Origin of the sequence: Neobacillus sp. PS3-12 (assembly GCF_030915385.1) — a bacterium.
Classification (GTDB): domain Bacteria; phylum Bacillota; class Bacilli; order Bacillales; family Cytobacillaceae; genus JAEVLT01.
The window spans coordinates 5538048-5556844 of sequence record NZ_CP133268.1; the positions used below are offsets into that span (position 1 = coordinate 5538048).

Below are 18797 nucleotides of genomic sequence, written 5' to 3' on the forward strand. Positions count from 1 at the left end.
CAAGTACTTAAACATTACAAATCAATTATTCGGGATATTTTTACAAGAATTTTAACTTGGAGGTAGACTAACTTGACCAATCAACAAAAAAATTTTATTTTTCAGAATTAGTTATATCTTTTTTTATCGGGGCTTGAAATTTCTTAATTATTATTTTTAAAAATTCAGGATTTGTTTGGTTAAATTAAATTTAAAGAGGAATGTTGTGCTAAGTTCTGAAGGTTTTTGTTAATAAAATCTTCTTGAACCTTGATAAATATATCAAATTCAGATAAAAATCTTAACAAATTGATTTGGTAAATATTATTATCAAGGAAGTCTAAATCAATTTTTTTGTTTGAAACGATTTCTTTTATTTCTTTATGAATTGTTTCAGTTTCATAATAGTGAGAAGGGGCCCAAAAAAATAATTTGCTATTATCTAAATCATATGATATTAGCTCACTTAATCTTATCTTCCATTCGGATTGTGGATTTAACCAATCAGCAACAAAAAAAACCTTCAACTTATCGACATTGTTTTCATCTTTTTTTATTGGGACTCTATATTGTTCAATTTTTATCGGACAAAAGTGTTTTTCCTTTTGATAAGACGTATTTAAAAAAATTTTTTCTTTTCCATGATGATCCAGTGTGTCAACATTCCATTTTTTTATGAATTTTTGCCTATTGGTTGTCATGGCAGACCTAAACAGAGATACATCTTTTTTAAACGATACACTCCCTATATGATGTACAAATGAACTGCCTACAATTGCAATTTTAAAACCTGCGATCTGTAACCGTATGGAGAAATCGTCATCATCATAATTTCCAACTCCAAACCAAAAGTCATTACCGCCAATTAATTCTAATACACTTCTTTTTATTACCATACAAGCACCAATCACTCTATCTAGGAAAACAATTTTTTCTTTATTGTTTTCCATAAACGTTTTGGCAAAACCTTGCATTCCTTCTATAGAGTTAAAGTTAACCCCTACATGTTGAGCACCTGATGCGTACGAGAGGTATGGGGCAACTGCACCAATGGTGGGGTCCTGTTCTATGATTTTTACTAAACCATCAAACCAATTCAAAGGGAATATCAAGTCATTGTTTAAAATAGTTATAATTTCTCCATTACATTGCTCTAATCCACAATTAATTCCAACTGGATATCCTAAGTTTTCATCATTTTGAACAATTTTTATTTGAACTTGTTCTTTATATTTTCTTTGTAAATTTAAAAGACCTAAAGCAGTTTCATCTGTCGATCCATTGTTCACAACAATAATTTCGATTCCACGTTCAATTAGGGTAAGATTAAATGAATCAATTAAGGATGAAATAGCTTGCTTGCTCATATTCCAATTGTTATAACATAACATCACAAAACTAAAGTTTGGCAAAAGTTTATCCTCCTTAATGCACAATTTAAAAATATTTACCTTACTCTATGTTAAACATTCTAAATTGAAGCAAGATTGTTTATTTTTTTCCTTTATAATTTTAAGATTACGTATTCAGTTTTTAAACATAAAACACAATGGCTTTTTGTTTTATTTAATTCATTGACTGTTCTGGTAATCCCTCTGCCTTTGTATTGGTATTATTTTCCATAATAATTTAATTTTCATTGTATGATTAAAGAAAAAATATGTGCATAGACGAACATTCACATAGAACAATTTAAGCCGATTGCAGATAAATGTATTTTAAGTTTTGGTCATAAAACGTATTGTCATTTCTGATAAGTTCTTTACTTTGTTTTCAAGCTGAAAATCATCAAATAACTATTCTAATGTTTTTTCTATTTCCGGCTTTTTAATTACTTTTACTTTAGTGCGGTAAAATACAAAAAAGCCAATACTCTGATTAACTCAAAGTATTGACTATAAAGGTTTTCTGATAATGAATGATACCGATGGTCGGGGTCGAACCGACACTCCAGAAGGAACACGATTTTGAGTCGTGCGCGTCTGCCAATTCCGCCACATCGGCAATATAAAATTTATGGCGGAGAGCAAGGGATTCGAACCCTTGAGACAGTGTTAACCGCCTACACGATTTCCAATCGTGCTCCTTCGACCACTCGGACAGCTCTCCATTTATGATATAAGTAAACACCGTGCACCCTATCTCGATATGACCAGATAAGTGTTACTCATGCAGTTAGCTCGACCAAGCTTGTCTACGGCACACAAAAGGTTCCACTTATGGCTGCTTCCTTCCGTACCTGACCAAGTTCATGGGTTTCTGTTGCGTAGGACCCAGTTGTCAACACCACTTGCACAAGGCAAACCTTACAAAACCATACCTCCAGAGGGAATTCAACCCCGCTATGGCGGATTGCAGGTTACAGGGCACCGCCATCTCCCCATCTAGCACGGTATGTAATTGTAAACTAATTCTTGATTAGGTAGTCATATATTGAATACTTTCCCTAGTGACAACGACAATATTACACTTAACTATCGTAGAAGTCAACATCTGAAAAAACAATAATAAATGGAAATTGAAAGGAAATATTCCTTCCCCCTTTTTGTTCCTTTAATCCACGTAATAATTTCTATTTCTACACATTCTATTAATGGAGGTGAATAAAATGGAAAATAAAACAAATGAGAATAAAACTAACTTTATGAAACAAGAAAAATTTTGAATCGAGTTAATCAAAACTTTGATCAGATGATCCAAGATTTAAGGAATATGATTGATGAAAATAACCAGGAAATCAGCCAAATGTCCTAACGAATCAAAGGCGTTTGTTTTTTTGTGTAACTAGTCCTTAACCCCCTTAGAAGAGTCAGAAATCTTCTGAAATATTCCATTTTTAAATTAAAAAAATAAACCCTGTAATTATTTTTTGATGCTATATTTTAATTTTGGTTTACTAATTATCTTTACCTTTTTACATTTCTTTTAAAAAAAAACATATATTAAAATTGAAAGCGGTGTGCAAGGGAACAGTACACACGAAAAACCTTTTTAAATGAATAAAAGAAATATATTGTTGTAAAGATTAAAATTATAGAATGTACCATGTCTGTGCCTATAGCAATCCTCTTTATATTATTACTTTTCAAAACGGGGGAAAGAATAATGATAAAAACTTCATTTTATTCAACAGAAGAGCTAAAGGAAATGGAATTTAAAACGATCGGGAAGAATGTATTGATAAGTAGAAAAACCAGTATTTACAATTCTAAAAACATATCTTTAGGGGATAATGTTCGGATAGATGATTTTAGTTTATTAAGCGGTGGAAAAGGAATTCAAATCGGCTCTTGTGTTCATATTGCATCGTTTTGTGCCCTCTATGGAGGGGAAGGAATTAAATTAGAGGACTTTTCCGGATTATCCTCACGTGTTGTAATCTATAGTAATTCAGATGATTACTCAGGAGAATTCCTAACCAACCCCACGATTCCCGAAGAGTTTCGTCAAACTTTTGGTGGGCTTGTTACTTTAGGAAAACACGTTATAGTAGGCACTGGCACTACAATACTTCCAAACATAACGATTGGAAAAGGGTCCTCTATTGCAGCTATGTCATTAGTTAATAAAAGTTTGGGTGAATGGGGAATTTATGCTGGTATCCCTGTAAAGTTTTTAAAAGAAAGAAAGAAAAACTTAATACAATTAGAAAAAAAAATGTTAAAAAACTAGATTTGCTATTTAATATCCGTCATCTCAATTTTCAGGAATTAAGACTAAGAGACAAGTAGTACACCTTTTTAATCATCCATAGTTTTTTTCTCTATGGAACGAGGAAAGAAATATTATCTGTCTCCTCTTCAAGCACCAACAATCCTCCAATTACCTCCAACACAGAACCAATTGCAACCAATGAATCTCCCGCTATAGCTATTTTTTGCTCTTCAATTAGACGTGCTTTATCCGTTTCCCGAATTTGATTCGATACGGAAATAGCTTCTAATATTTGACCAATTGTCCTGATAAAAACACCATTTAAAATTTGTTTCTCACCCGTCGGATTTGTATCATCTTCTATTTGCAGAAGATCTGACAATCCTTTAAACTCAATAATTTGCCCAATAACTTGAATCCAAAGCCCCAGAGATACCTGCTTTTCCAACTGTAATATCTTTTCACTTTTTGCATTATTACCTTTATTATTATTTGAATTTGTTGGACTTACCATCCCAATCACTCCAGCATAAAAGATGTTTTATTTTATGTCTTTGTCTAAAAAAAGTCCTAACAATATCCTCAGAAAATCCAAAAATGAAAAAAGTCGACAAAATTCGTGAAACAGCTCAACTTATTGTGTTAAAGCGTGTTCTTCATAATTAAAGCGTATTCAAAAAAATAAATATTTGAATTTTTTGACTTCTTTTGTAGAAACCCTTTTCTTTTTAATTTAAATTGTTCATAATAGCTTCTGTTAGCCCTTTAGGAATCTATTAAAGGGACTTATATTACTATTAATGGAGGTAAATTTTTCAAAATGTGGGTAATCACCGTGTATTCCAAAAGAAAGACGACCATGTTCGAATTCAACACAGAGAAAGAAGCAAGAGAGGTTTTAAAAACCATGAAAGGCTGTAAGATTCTTTCTGAGATTGTTTACTTTAATGATCCTGGGTATGCATCTATTGTCTATTAAGAGTTTACAAGTTTAGGTCCTGCATCAATCAACTAATCAAAAAAGAAAACAATCAAAAGGAGAGAATTTGCTTGTCAACCTTACGTAACGAAGCATTAAAATTGCATAAAGAAAATCGTGGGAAGCTAGGAGTCCATTCAAAAGTTCAAGTTAATAATGCACAAGATTTAAGTCTTGCCTATTCACCAGGTGTAGCAGAACCATGTATGGATATTTATCAGGATGAAAACAAGGTATATGATTATACAATGAAGGGGAATTTAGTTGCCGTTGTTTCAGACGGTACAGCTGTTCTTGGCCTTGGGAATATTGGTCCAAAAGCTGCGATGCCGGTCATGGAGGGAAAAGCCCTTTTATTCAAATCATTTGCTGATGTAGATGCCTTCCCTATTTGCCTAGATACAACGGATCCGGACAAGATTGTAGAAGTGGTAAAATTAATGGAACCTACTTTTGGTGGGATAAACTTGGAAGATATTGCAGCACCGCAATGCTTTGAAATCGAGGAGCGTCTAAGGAAAATTTGCAATATTCCAGTTTTTCACGATGATCAACATGGCACAGCAATTGTAACCGCCGCGGGATTAATTAATGCTTTGAAGCTTGTTGACAAAAAAATTGAAGAGATTCGTGTTGTCGCTAATGGTTCGGGTGCTGCAGGAGTTGCGATTGTGAAATTGCTCCTTAATATGGGTGTTAAGGATGTCATTTTATGTGATACAAAAGGAATTATCTATGAAGGCCGTCCAATTGGAATGAATCGTTTCAAAGAGGAAATGGCTAAAATTACGAACAAGGAACAAAAACAAGGTACCTTGTCAGATGCACTTGTTGGCGCAGATGTTTTTGTTGGTGTATCTGCTGCAGGTGCTGTCACGAAAGAAATGGTTCGTACAATGAATCCTAATGCAATCATTTTTGCAATGGCAAATCCAATTCCAGAAATCATGCCTGAAGAAGCAAAAGAAGCTGGGGCACTCGTAATCGGAACAGGACGCTCAGACTTCCCTAATCAGGTCAATAATGTATTAGCATTTCCAGGCATTTTTCGTGGAGCTTTAGACGTATCCGCAAAGGAAATTAACGAGGAAATGAAGTTAGCAGCCGTTTATGCAATTGCCGGATTAATAGCTGATGATGAGCTTACTCCGGACTATGTTATTCCAGATCCATTTGATCCAAGGGTGGCGGCACATGTAGCTGCGGCCGTTGCTCAAGCTGCAATGGAAACCGGTGTGGCCCAAAGGTCCGTTAATACTAATAAGGTTAAAGAACATTTATTGGCTTTAGCCAAAAATTAAAAAGGTCTGGTCAGCCTTTATGAGCTCGGGAACGAGTCATTTATTTGGATTCTACAAATTAGCGCTGTAAAATCCAATCTTTAGGAAATCCACTCATGCTTTATGCATAAGTGGATTTTTTTTAGGCATATTTTATGTGTATCACTATTGAATATTAATTCTCAATCATGTATATTTATTACTATGATTCTCTATTATAAATTGAGCTGTTTGATCGAGTATTTTTATAGATACATATAAAGAGTAATTTTTTGGAGGGATAAATGATGCAAGTTAGAAAAGCTAACATGAGTGATACAGAACACATTTTTCAATTAATCTTACATTATGCAAAAGAAGGTAAATTGTTAGCAAGGTCCTACAATTCCATTTACGAAAATTTGCAAAGCTTTTATGTTGCTGTAGAAAATGACGTAGTCATTGGAATCTCAAGTCTTCATATCCTGGACCGAGATTTAGCAGAAGTTCGCTCCCTGGCTGTTGACGCAAATCATAGTCGGAAAGGTGTTGGAAAAGCGCTGGTTATAGAAATTATGAAAGACACTAAAGTTTTAGAGATTGCAAAATTAATAGCGCTCACCTATCAAATTGATTTTTTTACAAAGTTGGGATTTATGCAGGTTAATAAAAATGATTTGCCTCAAAAAATGTGGAAAGATTGTTTAAACTGCTCTAAATTACATTCTTGCGATGAAACAGCGATGCTAATTAATATTTTGTCTTAAATTGTTAATCCTGGTGATTAACAAACCTGGGAATGATTATTAAGTTTTCCGCAAATGCCCAAACCCTTTTCAATAAAAAGGAATATGATATCCCAACCAATTGAAAAGGTGGTGTGCTTATGTTTGGTTATGGCGGCTTTGGTTACGGTGGATGCGGTTGCGGTTATGGCGGCGGCGGCTTTGGTTTCGGCTTCGGAGGATTCGCTTTAATCGTAGTTCTGTTCATCCTGTTAATTATTGTTGGTGCAGTCATTTGTTAGTAAGAAATTTAGATCTATAGAGATAACTTAATTTTTTGCTTAAATCAAATGTTCATTTATTTTTGTGTTTTTCTTTTTATTCGATAAAAAAGCCGCTCAAGTTGATTTGAGCGGCTCTTCCTTCTCACCCTTTTCATTATTATTCTGTAGCCAAGCTTTCTTTCATTTCTTCGATTGTTTCAATTTCAAATCCTAAATCTCGTAACATTTTATAATCTTCTATTTCTTCCTGACCAATTGTAGTTAAGTAATCGCCAACAAATATTGAATTTGCTGCATATAATCCTAGAGGTTGTAAGGAACGAAGGTTTACTTCCCGTCCGCCTGAAATACGAATTTCCTTTGTTGGATTAATAAAACGGAATAGTGCTAACACTTTTAAACAATAAAGCGGGCTTAATTCATTTATCCCTTCAAGCGGCGTACCATCAATTGCATTTAGAAAATTGACAGGAATGGATTCTGCCCCAAGCGTATTTAAACTAAAGGCCATATCAACGACATCCTGCTTTGCTTCTTTCATTCCGATAATCACTCCTGAACATGGAGACATTCCAGCTGCTTTTGCCGTTTCAACAGTTCCAACACGATCATCATATGTATGTGAAGTGGTAATACGATCATAATTGTTTGCTGATGTATTGATGTTATGGTTGTAACGGTCTACCCCTGCTTCTTTAAGCCGTTCGGCTTGTTCCGGTTTTAAAATACCCAGACAGGCACAAACTTTTAACCCGTAGGAATTTTTTATTTCTCTTACCGCTTCCACTACATGATCAATTTCATTGTTTGAAGGCCCCCTACCGCTTGCCACAATACAATATGTGCCTACGTGTAAGTCATAAGCACGCTTTGCACCTTCAAGAATCGCTTCCTTATCTACCATTCTATAAGAAGTTATCGGAGCAGTAGAAATAGAAGATTGGGAGCAATAACCGCAATTTTCCGGGCAAAGTCCGGATTTAGCATTAAGGATCATATTAAGCTTTACCTTTTTACCGAAATATTGTTTCCTAACCTGAAAAGCTGCGTGCATAAGTAATAATACATCCTCATCCGGACACTCTAAAATCGAGAGTGCCTGTTCGTTTGATAATTGGTTACCTGCGATTACTCCATTGGCAAGTTCGACCCACTTATTCATCTGAATCCCTCCATTTGCTTGAATAACATTATTCACGATAAACTATAGATTAATAATATGTTAACTTATGATCAGTATTAGTTAACATATAAATGATAAGATTGTCAGATTATTTTGTCAACAAATTAATAAAAATAAAAACCTAATCAATTGACTAGGCTTCATCCCTTTTTTCCTTTTTGATATCCTAAATAAAAAACAAATCCTGTATAGGCAGTGATACCGAGAATCATCTCGATCATTTTCTGGTGTTTTTTCCAAAGTGTGTCCATAGTTGAAAGCAGGATTCCTTTGGTATGTAAATAATAGAGATAAACTAAACAGACTGCTAGAAAAATAAGGAAGACAAGTCTAACAACCTTAAGGAAATCTAAATTAATCGAAAAAAGAGATTTTTTTTTCTTCTTTTTGTTTTTTCGTGTTTCTGACATAATACACTCCTCTGCAAATACTAATAGAATTATTATAATCTTTTTGAGATCCTTGAGCGGTACAAATTTTACATAACTTGGCCAAAAAGAAATAAAAAAAAAGTTCCCAAATTATATTGGGAAACTTTTTCACAGTTGTTGATGATTCTAATTCCATTTGTTTATTACACTGAAGGATCCTGTTTTTGGCCATATAACTCATTATAGATTTCTTCAATTTCCTCACCTGATAAATCTCCGCGCTTTAGCAGCTCCGTTGCAATGTTATGAACAAAATCAGCATGATCTGTAACCAGCTTCTTCACTTTTTGCATCTCTTCCTGTAGCAAATCATTAATTTTCGTTCGGAGGGCCTTGAGGCCATCTGCTTGAGAGCCAATCGCAAGCCAGCTGAACAGCTCATCACCCATTCCCACTGCACCGAGGTACGCACGGCTAACTGCGTTGCTTGTTGCAGGTCGGAGGTAACTCCATTTAATTTCTTACCTAAGAACTCTTCTTCCACCGCTCTGGCTGCAAGACAAACTTGAATCTCTGCTAAAATTTCACTATCACTTCGATTATAGCGCTCATGCGTTGGTTTTGTGGCAGCAAGACCAAGGGCACTGCCACGACGAATTATTGTTACTTTCCAAACTCGCTCATGCGGCTTGAGAAGGTACTGTGCTACTGCATGACCTGCTTCATGATAAGCTACATTTCGCTTTTCATCTTCACTCATTGAACGAAGAGGCTGTTTGAGACCCCATTCATAGGTTTCCATGGCAGCACGAAAATCTTCATAACTTGAAACCTGAGCACCTCGCTGGTGAGCGATTACGACTGATTCATTCACAATATGTTTGATTTGTGCCGGGCTGTATCCAATCGTATCAAGGGCAGCACGTTCAGGAGTTAATGAAGCATCAAGCTTAACCTTCTTGAGATAATATTGGAATACGTCAATCCGACCATCATAGTCAGGAGAATCAACCCACAGCTTTCGGTCAAAACGGCCAGGACGAAGCAGGGCTTGATCAAGTACATCTGGTAAATTAGTCGCTCCAATTGTTAAGACTGCAGGACGCTCTGCATGTTTTTTTCGTAATCCCAGGGAACGGAGAAGCTTTGTAAACCAAGAGTTATCGATGTTTGGCGGGTCCATCTGTAGCAAGAGTTCATTGAGAAGACCTGCTCCCCCCATACCAAGCATCCCCCCCATGCCACCTGCTCCTCCCCCCGCTTGCCGACTAATGCCAATTGCATCAATTTCGTCAATAAAAATAATGCAGGCTCCATAAATCTTTGCTAACTTACGTGCTTTCTTATAGAGCCCCATGACCTTGAGGTTACCCACTCCAAAAAACATGTTTTGAAAGCTTGGAGCAGAAGCATACGCAAATGGTACTTGTGCTTCGTTCGCTATTACTTGGGCGAGATATGATTTACCTGTTCCGGGAGGTCCACAAAGAAGCAATCCACGGATCGCTTCCCCACCCATTTCTTTAAATTCTTTTACCCCTTTTAACAAGGTAACGATCCGTTTAGCATTTTCAACGATTTCAGGATTGCCTCGATAATCATCCCATGTGGAGCCAGTTTCTCCAGGTAGAATCCAGTATGTTCGGCCACGGGCAAGGAACCAAAATAAGGCAACAAATTGGATAATCATAAACAGCATAGCGAAAAGCAGTTGTAATAAAATATTAAGGATGCTGATCGCCACTCCCCATGCTGATGGTCCCCCCGCTAATAAAAGGATGGCCAACAATACGAGTACGGCTGCCCAAAGCAGGAATGTGCGCCATTTAATCCATCGATATTTTCTCATGACCTCACTTCCTCTATATATTTTGGCTTTTAAAGAAAAAACAGCTCAGATTATTTCCATCTAAAGCTGATTCAAAAAATAATAATTACTTTAATAAAGGAAGATATAGCTTTTTTAATAAAGCAAAAATAAAGTTTTCTAGATACTTCCTTCAGAATCATCTTTTCAAAATTTTATTCGTTGTTTCTTGTTTTAGAACTTGGAACTTAGTGATAGAGGTAAAAAAAGAGAGCATTAAGCTCTCCATTTGTTGATGATTGCTGTGAGAAAATTCCAAATAATAGCGACTCCACCAATATAGTAAAAAATCTTAAGTGCCCAACCCGTCGGATCAACTGATATTAATGAATAAACAAAGAGTAATGGGAAGAACATATAAAGAACTGTTTTCAAGTAATCCAAAACCATATTTACTGAGAAAGAATTCGTCACCACCGAACGAACCAAACCAATAACAAAATCTAGCAACATAAGACCCATGGCAGCATACAACGTATAAAGCGCTAAGCCTTCTATTTTACATCCACTCCTTATTCTTGGTGCTATATCCTATGCAGATAAAAACTGTTTTGCTAGTTCATTTTCACTATATTTTGAAAGTAAATAATAAAATTTGTAAGCGTTTACTAAGACTCTTTCCCCGATGAAAGACTTTATAAAACCATAAAAAAAGCTAATCCAAAATGAATTAGCTTTCATAATCGCTATTTTTAAAGAATCTTAGAAAAAGGTAACTTTTACCAGGGGTATTCCCCTTCTTTATGTTTATCAGATTTAACAAAATAGGCAGGATGATAGCTACGGACAAATCTCATTGTATTGGCGTTAATAAAACCTGCCCCGTAGGTTGGGTCTTCTGTTTGCCATGCACCATTCAGCTTAATTTCATTCCATGCGTGATTTTCCCCATATACTACCTTTGCTTCTATTCCTACAGCCCTATGAAGGGCAGCACTTAAGTCGGCATAACCTGAACATAAAACATCTCGTGTCTGAAAGGTTTGGAGAGCCGAATATAATGGTGGATTCGGATCATTTACTAATGGAGCATTGTAATTAATGTTTTTAGCCACCCATTCAAAGATTGCACGAGATTTTTCGACATCTGACTGCTTCCCATTTGTAATTGTTTGAGCAAGTGAAACAAGGGTTGGGTTATCACTTTGAACCATCCAACTAGGCAGTAAGTATGGGTCGCCATCTGTTAAATGAAACTCTGCATATCCCAGTACAGTGTTAGGATCATTTTCAACCCCATTATAATATTCATCAAGATTTATAATTACATCCCCTACTGTATAGGAAAGTGGATAACTGTAATTTATTTTTCCATTGCTAAAAGGGACTTTAATCGTAACCTTTTTGTTTGCCCGTGCTTCTTGAATATATAAAATAACTCCGTCAGCCTTATTGAATTGTCCGTATGGTGTAGCTTTTCCTGTAACAACTAATTTTCCAGATATCACCGAAACCTGATATGTTTGAATTTTCGTAGGTGAATATTTTTGATTAGCTGTTACGGGTACAGAAGCGGCATCCTGTTGATCACTTTTTACCTGGTTTTCAAATTGTTGCTCTTGCTGATTGGAAATATTTTGAGCTGAGTTCTGCTCCTGAATATTTGGAGCTTTTATGGTAAAGTAACTTTTGATTTCGTCTATTGAAGGAATCATTTGATGTTGGGAAAGGTAAAAAAAAGCATAAAAACATATAAAGAGCATGATGAGTTTTTTCATTTACCTGCACCTGCTTTAACTGATTTTTTAATACAGTAAACTATTATAATGAAAATATCAACAAATAATACTTCAAACCTTTCTAATGCAATATATAAATAAGAAAAAACGCCACAAATGGCGTTTTTTAATGATTTATTGTTGTTCGTTGTTGTCAATCCGATTCATCAAACTTTCCGCAATAGGGTCCATACTATTTGCTCCATAGTCCGGTACATTGCTTGCATGTAGACGATGATATTCTGAACCTGAACCTTGCTGATATTTACCAGTCTGCTTATTGTTGTTATTTAGTTGATTTGCCAAATATTTCACCCCCTCTTCAGGTTATAGGGTGTGTAATATCTTTTGCATTATTCTTTATTACACGGAGATTTTGAATTATGTATTACAGATCCTTGACAGACCCGATAATATTTCTCTTTGCCATTTTAGAAGCACTTGAACTATTTACAAACCAGATACCTAAAAGAACAAATAAAATACCAATTATTGTAACAGGACTTAAAACCTGGCCCAAAAAGAGATAACCGGATAAGGCTCCTACAACAGGAACTAGTAAAAGTGATATTGATGCTTTACTGGCTTCTGTTTTTGACAGGATATAGGACCATAATAAAAACGCTAATGCTGATGGAAAAATACCAGCAAACAAGATGTAAACAATCGGCAACAACCCCCAATGCGACTGACCGTGTTCAAAACAGAAGGAATATAAAAACAATCCAACAGTCCCAATTGCCATCTGCCAAGTAGTAAACTGAATCTGATTACAATGTTGTAATTTTCGTTTGATGATTACATTTGAGATTGCCCATGATAAACCTGAAGTTAAAGCTAGAATAGCGGCCCAAATTCCACCCCCAAAATGGATATTCATCGCTAAAAACAAACCTATTGTACCACTCAAAATCCCGATCATTTTTCGAGTGGTCAATCTCTCACCTGGGATGAAATAATGAGCAAAAACGGAAAGAAAAAGTGGCATACTATATGTTAGAACGGCAGTAAGTCCCGCACTTATATAATTTAAAGAGATTTGGATTGCTAGATTAAAATAAGTAGTTTGTAAAATACCACAAATAATATACCATTTTAGATCTCGTTTGTTTGGAACAACAACTTTTTTTAGAAAGGAGACACCAAAAAGCACAATTGAACCTACCAAAAATCTTAAACCAGCAAATAGTACTGGCGGGAACACACCATTTCCAAGTTTCATAATAACAAAATTAAATCCCCAAATAATGCATAACGATAATATCAAACCATTCATCTATGTATTCCTCCAGTTGTCTTTCCTTTTAATTCGAATAACAGAATAGTCAGAACAAAGTCAATAATATTATAAACTTAGTAGAAATTCCACTCATAAACTTCCTGATGTGCATATGATAATTATTCAGAGTACTGCTTTACCTCCAAAAGGTGAACCGAAAAATTTTTAAATTCACAACGGAAAAAGAAGACCATTTTTACGAATGGTCTTCTTTTACTTAACCTTCACTTTAACGTTTCGTTTAAAACACTTTCATAGTCTTCTTTTGTATCAAGATCAAAAAAGATGCGTTCATCCTTTCCCTCGACTAGCCTTCCTTTTATTATTAATTTTCGGAATAATTGGCGTGCCCCTTCATCTCCTTTTAAATCGAATAAAAAAGGGAAAGATTTTTGCAAAAAGAGAATTGGCGGTCTTGGGAGCCCCTGAAAACTAGAAGCGACATAGGTAATTTCATTTAAATCTTTTTTCTTTTGAAACTGTTCACCAAGAATAATTAATTCATTAATTGTCTTTACATTGAGAAATGGCTGGTCAGCCAATAGTACCATAATCCCGTTAGAATTCCGTTTTTGAGCAGCCTGCAAACCGCACTTTAGGGAATGTGATTGCCCTAATACAGCGTCCTGGCAACGAGCATGGGACCATTTTTCTTTGAAAGGTATTTGAAAAAACGATGGGTCCATCCATGATAAACAATCATCTTCTTTTGTAACGACAATAATATGTTCAAGTTTCGACTGAAGTGCGGCATGGAAAGCCAAACTCCCAACAGTTGTTTTTCGAAGTGGTAAAGCAAGTTTATTTTCACCCATGCGTTTGCTTTGTCCAGCAGCAAGATATATCCCACAAACCTTCATTTATTTCAAGAAGCCCCCTTTCATGCATTTTTCCATGTCATATTGGGTTATTACAACGGATTGTAGATGAGTTGAATGTGTGCATTCTAAAATATATCGGAAATGGTCCATTTTAATGCAAAAAAAACCTTCTCAAAGGAGAAGGCATCTGGATTTGATTAACAACTTAGGGGACCCAACCATAAAACATCAGCCAATTTCTTTGCCATTTCTATTTTTCAAGGATTTGCTTTTCTTAATAAATCCTATTGATCAAATAGATGGCTTATTTGCCGATGTGTGCTTGTTCCGTTGAAGGAATTAATTCTCATGTTAAATGGAATTCAAATTCCTTAATGAAACAATTTATCGGTATTTACCGATTTAAACTCATTATTTCCTAATTTGAATTAGTAATTTTGCAAAACTTACTTTTTAGACTAAGGATTTTTAGAGTCATATATTGAAGTAATCTAGTTACATCAAATATTCATCTTGTAAGATCAATAACTATCTTCCTATTTGGTATTTTAGAATTCAACATATTTGAATCTTCCCAAACAAATAGGTTTTCAAACTATTTGTTCTACTCCATTTAACACCAGATTTTCCTTTGTTACAAAAATTCCTTCTTCACGAAATTCTTGTAATCTTCAAAGAAAGATAAGAATTGTTCTACATAAATTTCATTTGTAGATCGTTCTTATTTCTAGTTAATTAACTGAAGAGTTTTTGAGTCGATTTTTAATGTGAACTCCAACATTTCCTAGAATAGGTTTTTCCTCTGCAGCATTTTCTTTTTTTTACAAGAAATTGTTAACAAAGGTTGAAGTTGTTTGATTTACACCTTGTCTTTAGGTAAGTCACACTTCACTAATCAAATTAAATAGATATAACCTTACTTACTCGTTCACAAACGGAACGAACACGTATGGCTGAGTCTCCTAAGGTGTTAATCTAATTTATTTATCTTTATGGCGTTATTATAACATGAAAAAAACAAAATTACCTGTATACTTGTGACAAAATGGTGAAATATTCAGAATTGATAAATACTAAATATAAAAAAGTTGCCCTTTTAAAGACAACTTTTAACTTTTAAATATAAAGGAAGATTGGATTTTATCGAAAACTTCCACATGGTCGGCTACAAGGAAAGCTGGAAGCAGCAACATAACAAGAAGAACTAAAAAGAGATTAGATCCAAACCCCGTTAAAAGATTACTTAGGTATTTCATAATTTCCCTTCTTACAATTTTTATTATATAGTATTCAATCTTGATCAATCAGGTTGGACGAGTTACCCAAATATAAGTATAGAAAGGAAATTATTAGTATTACTTTGATCTTGTTGATGCTGCTTTTAAGTTTTATCTTTATAAGATTATTTTCCGTCTGCAACTTCCTTAAATATTTCATAAGAACGTTTTTGTTTGTCAGGGTCAAAGATATACGAAACTGCCATGATTTCATCAACATTATATTTTTCCTGAAACGCTAGTAACTTTTGATGAATTGTTTTTTTGCTGCCCAATAAAGTGACACTTGACATAGATTCGGCCATCTCTTTTTCCATAGGAGACCAAAGCTCATCCATATTCTCTACTGGAGGCAGTAACGGATTTTGTGAGCCGCGAACTACATTTAGAAAAAATTGCTGCATAGTGGTGGATAACTTTTCAGCCTCATGATCGGTTTCAGCTGCGATTACATTTAAACAAACAATCATATACGGTTTGTCCAAATACTGTGATGGCTGAAAACGTTCACGATAAATCGATATAGCTTCTTCCATAAATCTCGGCGCAAAATGAGAAGCAAATACATATGGAAGCCCCAAACTAGCTGCTAAATATGCAGAATCAGTGGAGGAACCAAGGATATAGATAGGAACGTTGGTACCAACACCAGGAAATGCTTTCACATAGCTTTGTTGGTCTTGAGGGCCAAAATAAGTGAGCAATGTCTGTACATCCTCTGGAAAGGTAAAAACAGAATCATTTTTAGAACGTCGCAAGGCGTTAGCTGTCATCATATCTGTTCCAGGTGCACGGCCAAGACCAAGTTCGATGCGATCAGGATATATAGTAGCCATTGTTCCAAATTGTTCCGCCACAACTAACGGTGCATGATTTGGCAGCATAATCCCTCCTGAGCCAACAAGGATTCTTTCTGTATTTTCTAATGTATGTTTTATTAATATAGAAGTAGCTGAACTAACAAGTGTCGGAGTATTATGATGCTCTGCAATCCAATATCGTTTATATCCCATTTTTTCAACCTCTTGTGCAAGTTCGACCATTGCCTCTATTGCTTGTTTTGGAGTCTGACCAATACGTATTGGAACAAGATTTAATACTGACACGGGAATAGGATTAGTTGACAATTTTCATCTGTCCTTTCATGATGTTGAGATAATAATATAGTATCCTTCTGAATAAGGAAAACAAAAAAATATGCTTACCTATAAAAGTCGATTTGTTATGATAATCGATTTTTTTAGGTGCATATTTTTTTGTTTCATCACACCGTGGGTTCATTCCCAGAATTTTTTCTAAATAAATGGACAACAAAAGTAGCTAAGAAAATGGAAATGATTAAACTGAAGAATAAAGTTTCATTCATAAAGAAACCGAAGGAAGAAATAATCATCTTAACGCCAATGATCGCAATTAAAACAAACGCGGTTGTTTCAAATTCTGGTATTTTCTCAATCAAAGCCAAGAATAATTGTGCAACCCCCCGCATCATTAGAATTCCCAGTATCCCGCCAATGAATAATACCCATTCTTGATTTGAAACGCCAAATGCTGCCAGCACACTGTCAAAGCTAAACGAAATATCCATTAATTCCACTGTTATAACTGTTCTCCAAAAACCCATTTTTTTATGTTGAATATTATCTTCCTCATCATTTTTCCTAATAAAATTCTGTAAGACAATAAAAAGCAGATAATGACCACAAACGATCTTTATCCAGGCAATCTTGATAAGGGATACTCCTATACCAATAACCAACAATCTGAAAAAATAGGCTCCAAATATCCCATAAAATAATGCTTTCTTCCGTTGTCCCTTAGGCAGGTGCTTGACCATCACCGCTAGAACTAAGGCATTATCCGCAGATAGTAAGCCTTCAAGAATAATAAGTGTACCAATTAATCCCCAGCTCGCAGGGTCATAAACCACACTTTGAAAAGCCTTAAGTGAAAAAAAGGTACTATAATTATGAATGATTTGATTTACCAATTCCATCAAGATATTTCCCCTTTACAGCTACTTGGGTTAGCCATGTAGTTTGTCCTATTTTCCCCTAAGAAGATCTATTAGGTTAGACAGTAGCTTTTATTGTCAATATATATGAGGGAGTTTTGAATATATGTAACCTAAGAGAAAATATTTGAAAGCTTTCAAGTACCGATTATTTCGTATTACTTGTATTGTTATCTGTTTGAAATAAATTTTTAGAAACTGCATTTAGCTTATTCACAAACCTGTTAAATCCAAAACCTACAAAGAATGCAATGCTTAATTGTGCATACGGCGTATCTTTAGGTTCAGTGAATTGTATATATAATATCCCGCTTTGAATGAGTGAGACCGCAATAACTGCTGTACCTGTTGCAAAAATCGGATAAAAAATGTACATAATCCACAATCTGTAATCATTTAATTTATCCTCCATATAGTGGTAACAAAACATGTAAAGATGCCGCAGTGACCCTCCAATTGCACCTGCAAAAAAATAATACAAAAAGATCTTTATTTTCGATATATCTGGCAGTGATTTTTCAAGAGCACCAGTCCACAACATTCCAAGCGCTAAAAAGCTTCCAAAAAACAATAGTGATAGGTAGGTTAGAATAAATGCTTTGAGCCACCTGTTCAAATAACCACCCCCTGATTTATCCTATGAAAGGTCCGATTAGGAAATTCCGATTCGTGGAGCGGTAAAAATATTCTAATAAGGAAAAACTAAAAAGGGAAACCAAAATATGTATTTTGGTTTCCTTTATTTAGCATTGTTTATCGATATTCACATTTATTTTTTCATGACAACAGCTTCGCCATTTACCACCATTTCCATTCGCTGATTATAAACCTGCGTTATTAGCTTGATTATTTTCTTATCATCCCTTTTTTCAACCACTTCTACAGTTGCCTTTACAGTATCTCCAATTTTAACTGGCGCAAGAAACTTAAAGTTTTGAGATAAATAAATGGAGTTTGGACCAGGAAGCTTCATTCCCAATACAGTTGAAATAAAACTTCCGGTTAACAGACCGTGTGCGATCCTTTCTTTAAAAAATGTGTCTTTAGCAAACTCATTATCAATATGCATCGGGTTAAAATCCCCAGTCAAACCTGCAAATTGATAAATATCAAAGTCGGTGATCGTCTTAGAAAAAACAGCTGTATCTCCGATTTGAATATCCTCATACATTAATTCTTTTTGCATTTAGGCTTTTCCCCTTTTTTGTTAAAGTAAAACAAGTTATGAAATCCGTGAAAATCAAATTATTCAGATACTTATATCTATAAAATTAGGACCCTAGCGAAAACACACTAGAATCCTAGATCGTTGTTTTCACTTGCGAGGTTGATAAGAATTGAGATAACTGAAAGACAAATTTCTGGATTATTCCCCTGTTTTTGTACT

19 protein-coding genes, 2 tRNA genes and 1 other RNA gene are annotated in these 18797 nt (G+C 34.9%); 5 read left to right on the forward strand and 17 right to left on the reverse strand.

Features of this window, described 5'->3' with window-relative positions; translation table 11 throughout:
* Positions 1-179: 179 nt before the first annotated feature.
* The 4 genes from RCG17_RS27805 to ffs all read right to left on the reverse strand — a co-directional run bounded on the left by RCG17_RS27805 (position 180) and on the right by ffs (position 2372).
* Positions 180-1391, reverse strand: a complete 1212-nt coding sequence (locus RCG17_RS27805; RefSeq protein WP_308173227.1) for a glycosyltransferase family 2 protein — start codon at positions 1389-1391, stop codon at positions 180-182.
* Between the two features lie 510 nt (positions 1392-1901).
* Positions 1902-1983, reverse strand: a tRNA-Leu gene (locus RCG17_RS27810).
* Positions 1984-1996: 13 nt separating this feature from the next.
* Positions 1997-2088: transfer RNA gene (locus RCG17_RS27815), tRNA-Ser, on the reverse strand.
* A 20-nt stretch (positions 2089-2108) separates the two neighbouring features.
* Positions 2109-2372, reverse strand: an RNA gene (gene ffs, locus RCG17_RS27820) — signal recognition particle sRNA large type.
* 712 nt (positions 2373-3084) lie between these two features.
* On the opposite strand from ffs, the gene RCG17_RS27825 reads away from it, so the two are divergent.
* On the forward strand, positions 3085-3651 hold the full coding sequence (locus tag RCG17_RS27825; RefSeq protein WP_308173228.1) for an acyltransferase: 567 nt from the start codon (positions 3085-3087) through the stop codon (positions 3649-3651).
* Between the two features lie 91 nt (positions 3652-3742).
* Here the strand turns inward: RCG17_RS27825 and RCG17_RS27830 are convergent, their stop codons facing one another.
* Entirely contained in the window at positions 3743-4147 is a 405-nt protein-coding gene (locus tag RCG17_RS27830) for a hypothetical protein (RefSeq protein ID WP_308173229.1), read from the reverse strand.
* A 306-nt stretch (positions 4148-4453) separates the two neighbouring features.
* Here RCG17_RS27830 and RCG17_RS27835 point away from each other — a divergent pair, with 306 nt between their 5' ends.
* The 4 genes from RCG17_RS27835 to yjcZ all read left to right on the forward strand — a co-directional run bounded on the left by RCG17_RS27835 (position 4454) and on the right by yjcZ (position 6898).
* Positions 4454-4612 (forward strand): hypothetical protein, encoded by a 159-nt coding sequence (locus RCG17_RS27835; protein WP_308173230.1) that lies wholly within the window; start codon positions 4454-4456, stop codon positions 4610-4612.
* 71 nt (positions 4613-4683) lie between these two features.
* The gene (locus tag RCG17_RS27840; protein ID WP_308173231.1) at positions 4684-5913 is read left to right on the forward strand and encodes an NADP-dependent malic enzyme; all 1230 of its coding nucleotides are present in this window, start codon (positions 4684-4686) and stop codon (positions 5911-5913) included.
* Positions 5914-6176: 263 nt separating this feature from the next.
* Positions 6177-6638 (forward strand): N-acetyltransferase, encoded by a 462-nt coding sequence (locus tag RCG17_RS27845; protein WP_308173232.1) that lies wholly within the window; start codon positions 6177-6179, stop codon positions 6636-6638.
* A gap of 119 nt (positions 6639-6757) precedes the next feature.
* Entirely contained in the window at positions 6758-6898 is a 141-nt protein-coding gene (gene yjcZ / locus RCG17_RS27850; RefSeq protein WP_308173233.1) for a sporulation protein YjcZ, read from the forward strand.
* A 139-nt stretch (positions 6899-7037) separates the two neighbouring features.
* On the opposite strand, the gene bioB is transcribed toward yjcZ, so the two are convergent.
* The 12 genes from bioB to RCG17_RS27910 form a co-directional block, all read right to left on the reverse strand.
* The gene (gene bioB, locus RCG17_RS27855; RefSeq protein WP_308173234.1) at positions 7038-8042 is read right to left on the reverse strand and encodes a biotin synthase BioB; all 1005 of its coding nucleotides are present in this window, start codon (positions 8040-8042) and stop codon (positions 7038-7040) included.
* 161 nt (positions 8043-8203) lie between these two features.
* The gene (locus RCG17_RS27860; protein ID WP_308173235.1) at positions 8204-8473 is read right to left on the reverse strand and encodes a hypothetical protein; all 270 of its coding nucleotides are present in this window, start codon (positions 8471-8473) and stop codon (positions 8204-8206) included.
* Positions 8474-8637: 164 nt separating this feature from the next.
* A complete protein-coding gene (locus RCG17_RS27865; protein WP_308173236.1) occupies positions 8638-8778 on the reverse strand; it encodes a hypothetical protein in 141 nt (46 codons plus the stop codon).
* Positions 8775-10283 carry an AAA family ATPase gene (locus RCG17_RS27870; protein WP_308173237.1) on the reverse strand — a complete coding sequence of 503 codons (1509 nt, stop codon included), beginning with the start codon at positions 10281-10283 and terminating at the stop codon, positions 8775-8777. Before RCG17_RS27870 ends, RCG17_RS27865 begins: the two co-directional genes overlap by 4 nt.
* Positions 10284-11020: 737 nt before the next feature.
* A complete protein-coding gene (locus RCG17_RS27875; RefSeq protein WP_308173238.1) occupies positions 11021-12019 on the reverse strand; it encodes a transglutaminase domain-containing protein in 999 nt (332 codons plus the stop codon).
* A 135-nt stretch (positions 12020-12154) separates the two neighbouring features.
* Positions 12155-12325, reverse strand: coding sequence for a hypothetical protein (locus RCG17_RS27880; protein WP_308173239.1), 171 nt, complete (start codon positions 12323-12325; stop codon positions 12155-12157).
* A gap of 82 nt (positions 12326-12407) precedes the next feature.
* The gene (locus RCG17_RS27885) at positions 12408-13295 is read right to left on the reverse strand and encodes a DMT family transporter (protein ID WP_308173240.1); all 888 of its coding nucleotides are present in this window, start codon (positions 13293-13295) and stop codon (positions 12408-12410) included.
* Positions 13296-13522: 227 nt separating this feature from the next.
* On the reverse strand, positions 13523-14158 hold the full coding sequence (locus RCG17_RS27890; protein WP_308173241.1) for an NTP transferase domain-containing protein: 636 nt from the start codon (positions 14156-14158) through the stop codon (positions 13523-13525).
* Positions 14159-15521: 1363 nt separating this feature from the next.
* The gene (locus RCG17_RS27895) at positions 15522-16523 is read right to left on the reverse strand and encodes an LLM class flavin-dependent oxidoreductase (protein ID WP_308173242.1); all 1002 of its coding nucleotides are present in this window, start codon (positions 16521-16523) and stop codon (positions 15522-15524) included.
* Positions 16524-16660: 137 nt separating this feature from the next.
* The gene (locus RCG17_RS27900) at positions 16661-17392 is read right to left on the reverse strand and encodes a TerC family protein (protein ID WP_308175984.1); all 732 of its coding nucleotides are present in this window, start codon (positions 17390-17392) and stop codon (positions 16661-16663) included.
* 166 nt (positions 17393-17558) lie between these two features.
* Positions 17559-18026: a hypothetical protein gene (locus RCG17_RS27905; RefSeq protein WP_308173243.1), complete on the reverse strand. Its 468-nt coding sequence runs from the start codon at positions 18024-18026 to the stop codon at positions 17559-17561.
* Positions 18027-18179: 153 nt separating this feature from the next.
* On the reverse strand, positions 18180-18596 hold the full coding sequence (locus RCG17_RS27910) for a MaoC family dehydratase (protein WP_308173244.1): 417 nt from the start codon (positions 18594-18596) through the stop codon (positions 18180-18182).
* Between the last annotated feature and the right edge of the window lie 201 nt (positions 18597-18797).

What these genes read in the sequence shown, in the direction of transcription:
- RCG17_RS27825 (WP_308173228.1), top strand. Translation starts at nt 3,085, where the DNA reads ATGATAAAAACTTCATTTTATTCAACAGAAGAGCTAAAGGAAATGGAA.
- RCG17_RS27830 (WP_308173229.1), bottom strand. Translation starts at nt 4,147, where the DNA reads ATGGTAAGTCCAACAAATTCAAATAATAATAAAGGTAATAATGCAAAA.
- RCG17_RS27835 (WP_308173230.1), top strand. Translation starts at nt 4,454, where the DNA reads ATGTGGGTAATCACCGTGTATTCCAAAAGAAAGACGACCATGTTCGAA.
- RCG17_RS27845 (WP_308173232.1), top strand. Translation starts at nt 6,177, where the DNA reads ATGATGCAAGTTAGAAAAGCTAACATGAGTGATACAGAACACATTTTT.
- yjcZ (WP_308173233.1), top strand. Translation starts at nt 6,758, where the DNA reads ATGTTTGGTTATGGCGGCTTTGGTTACGGTGGATGCGGTTGCGGTTAT.
- bioB (WP_308173234.1), bottom strand. Translation starts at nt 8,042, where the DNA reads ATGAATAAGTGGGTCGAACTTGCCAATGGAGTAATCGCAGGTAACCAA.
- RCG17_RS27860 (WP_308173235.1), bottom strand. Translation starts at nt 8,473, where the DNA reads ATGTCAGAAACACGAAAAAACAAAAAGAAGAAAAAAAAATCTCTTTTT.
- RCG17_RS27870 (WP_308173237.1), bottom strand. Translation starts at nt 10,283, where the DNA reads ATGAGAAAATATCGATGGATTAAATGGCGCACATTCCTGCTTTGGGCA.
- RCG17_RS27875 (WP_308173238.1), bottom strand. Translation starts at nt 12,019, where the DNA reads ATGAAAAAACTCATCATGCTCTTTATATGTTTTTATGCTTTTTTTTAC.
- RCG17_RS27885 (WP_308173240.1), bottom strand. Translation starts at nt 13,295, where the DNA reads ATGAATGGTTTGATATTATCGTTATGCATTATTTGGGGATTTAATTTT.
- RCG17_RS27890 (WP_308173241.1), bottom strand. Translation starts at nt 14,158, where the DNA reads ATGAAGGTTTGTGGGATATATCTTGCTGCTGGACAAAGCAAACGCATG.
- RCG17_RS27900 (WP_308175984.1), bottom strand. Translation starts at nt 17,392, where the DNA reads ATGGAATTGGTAAATCAAATCATTCATAATTATAGTACCTTTTTTTCA.
- RCG17_RS27910 (WP_308173244.1), bottom strand. Translation starts at nt 18,596, where the DNA reads ATGCAAAAAGAATTAATGTATGAGGATATTCAAATCGGAGATACAGCT.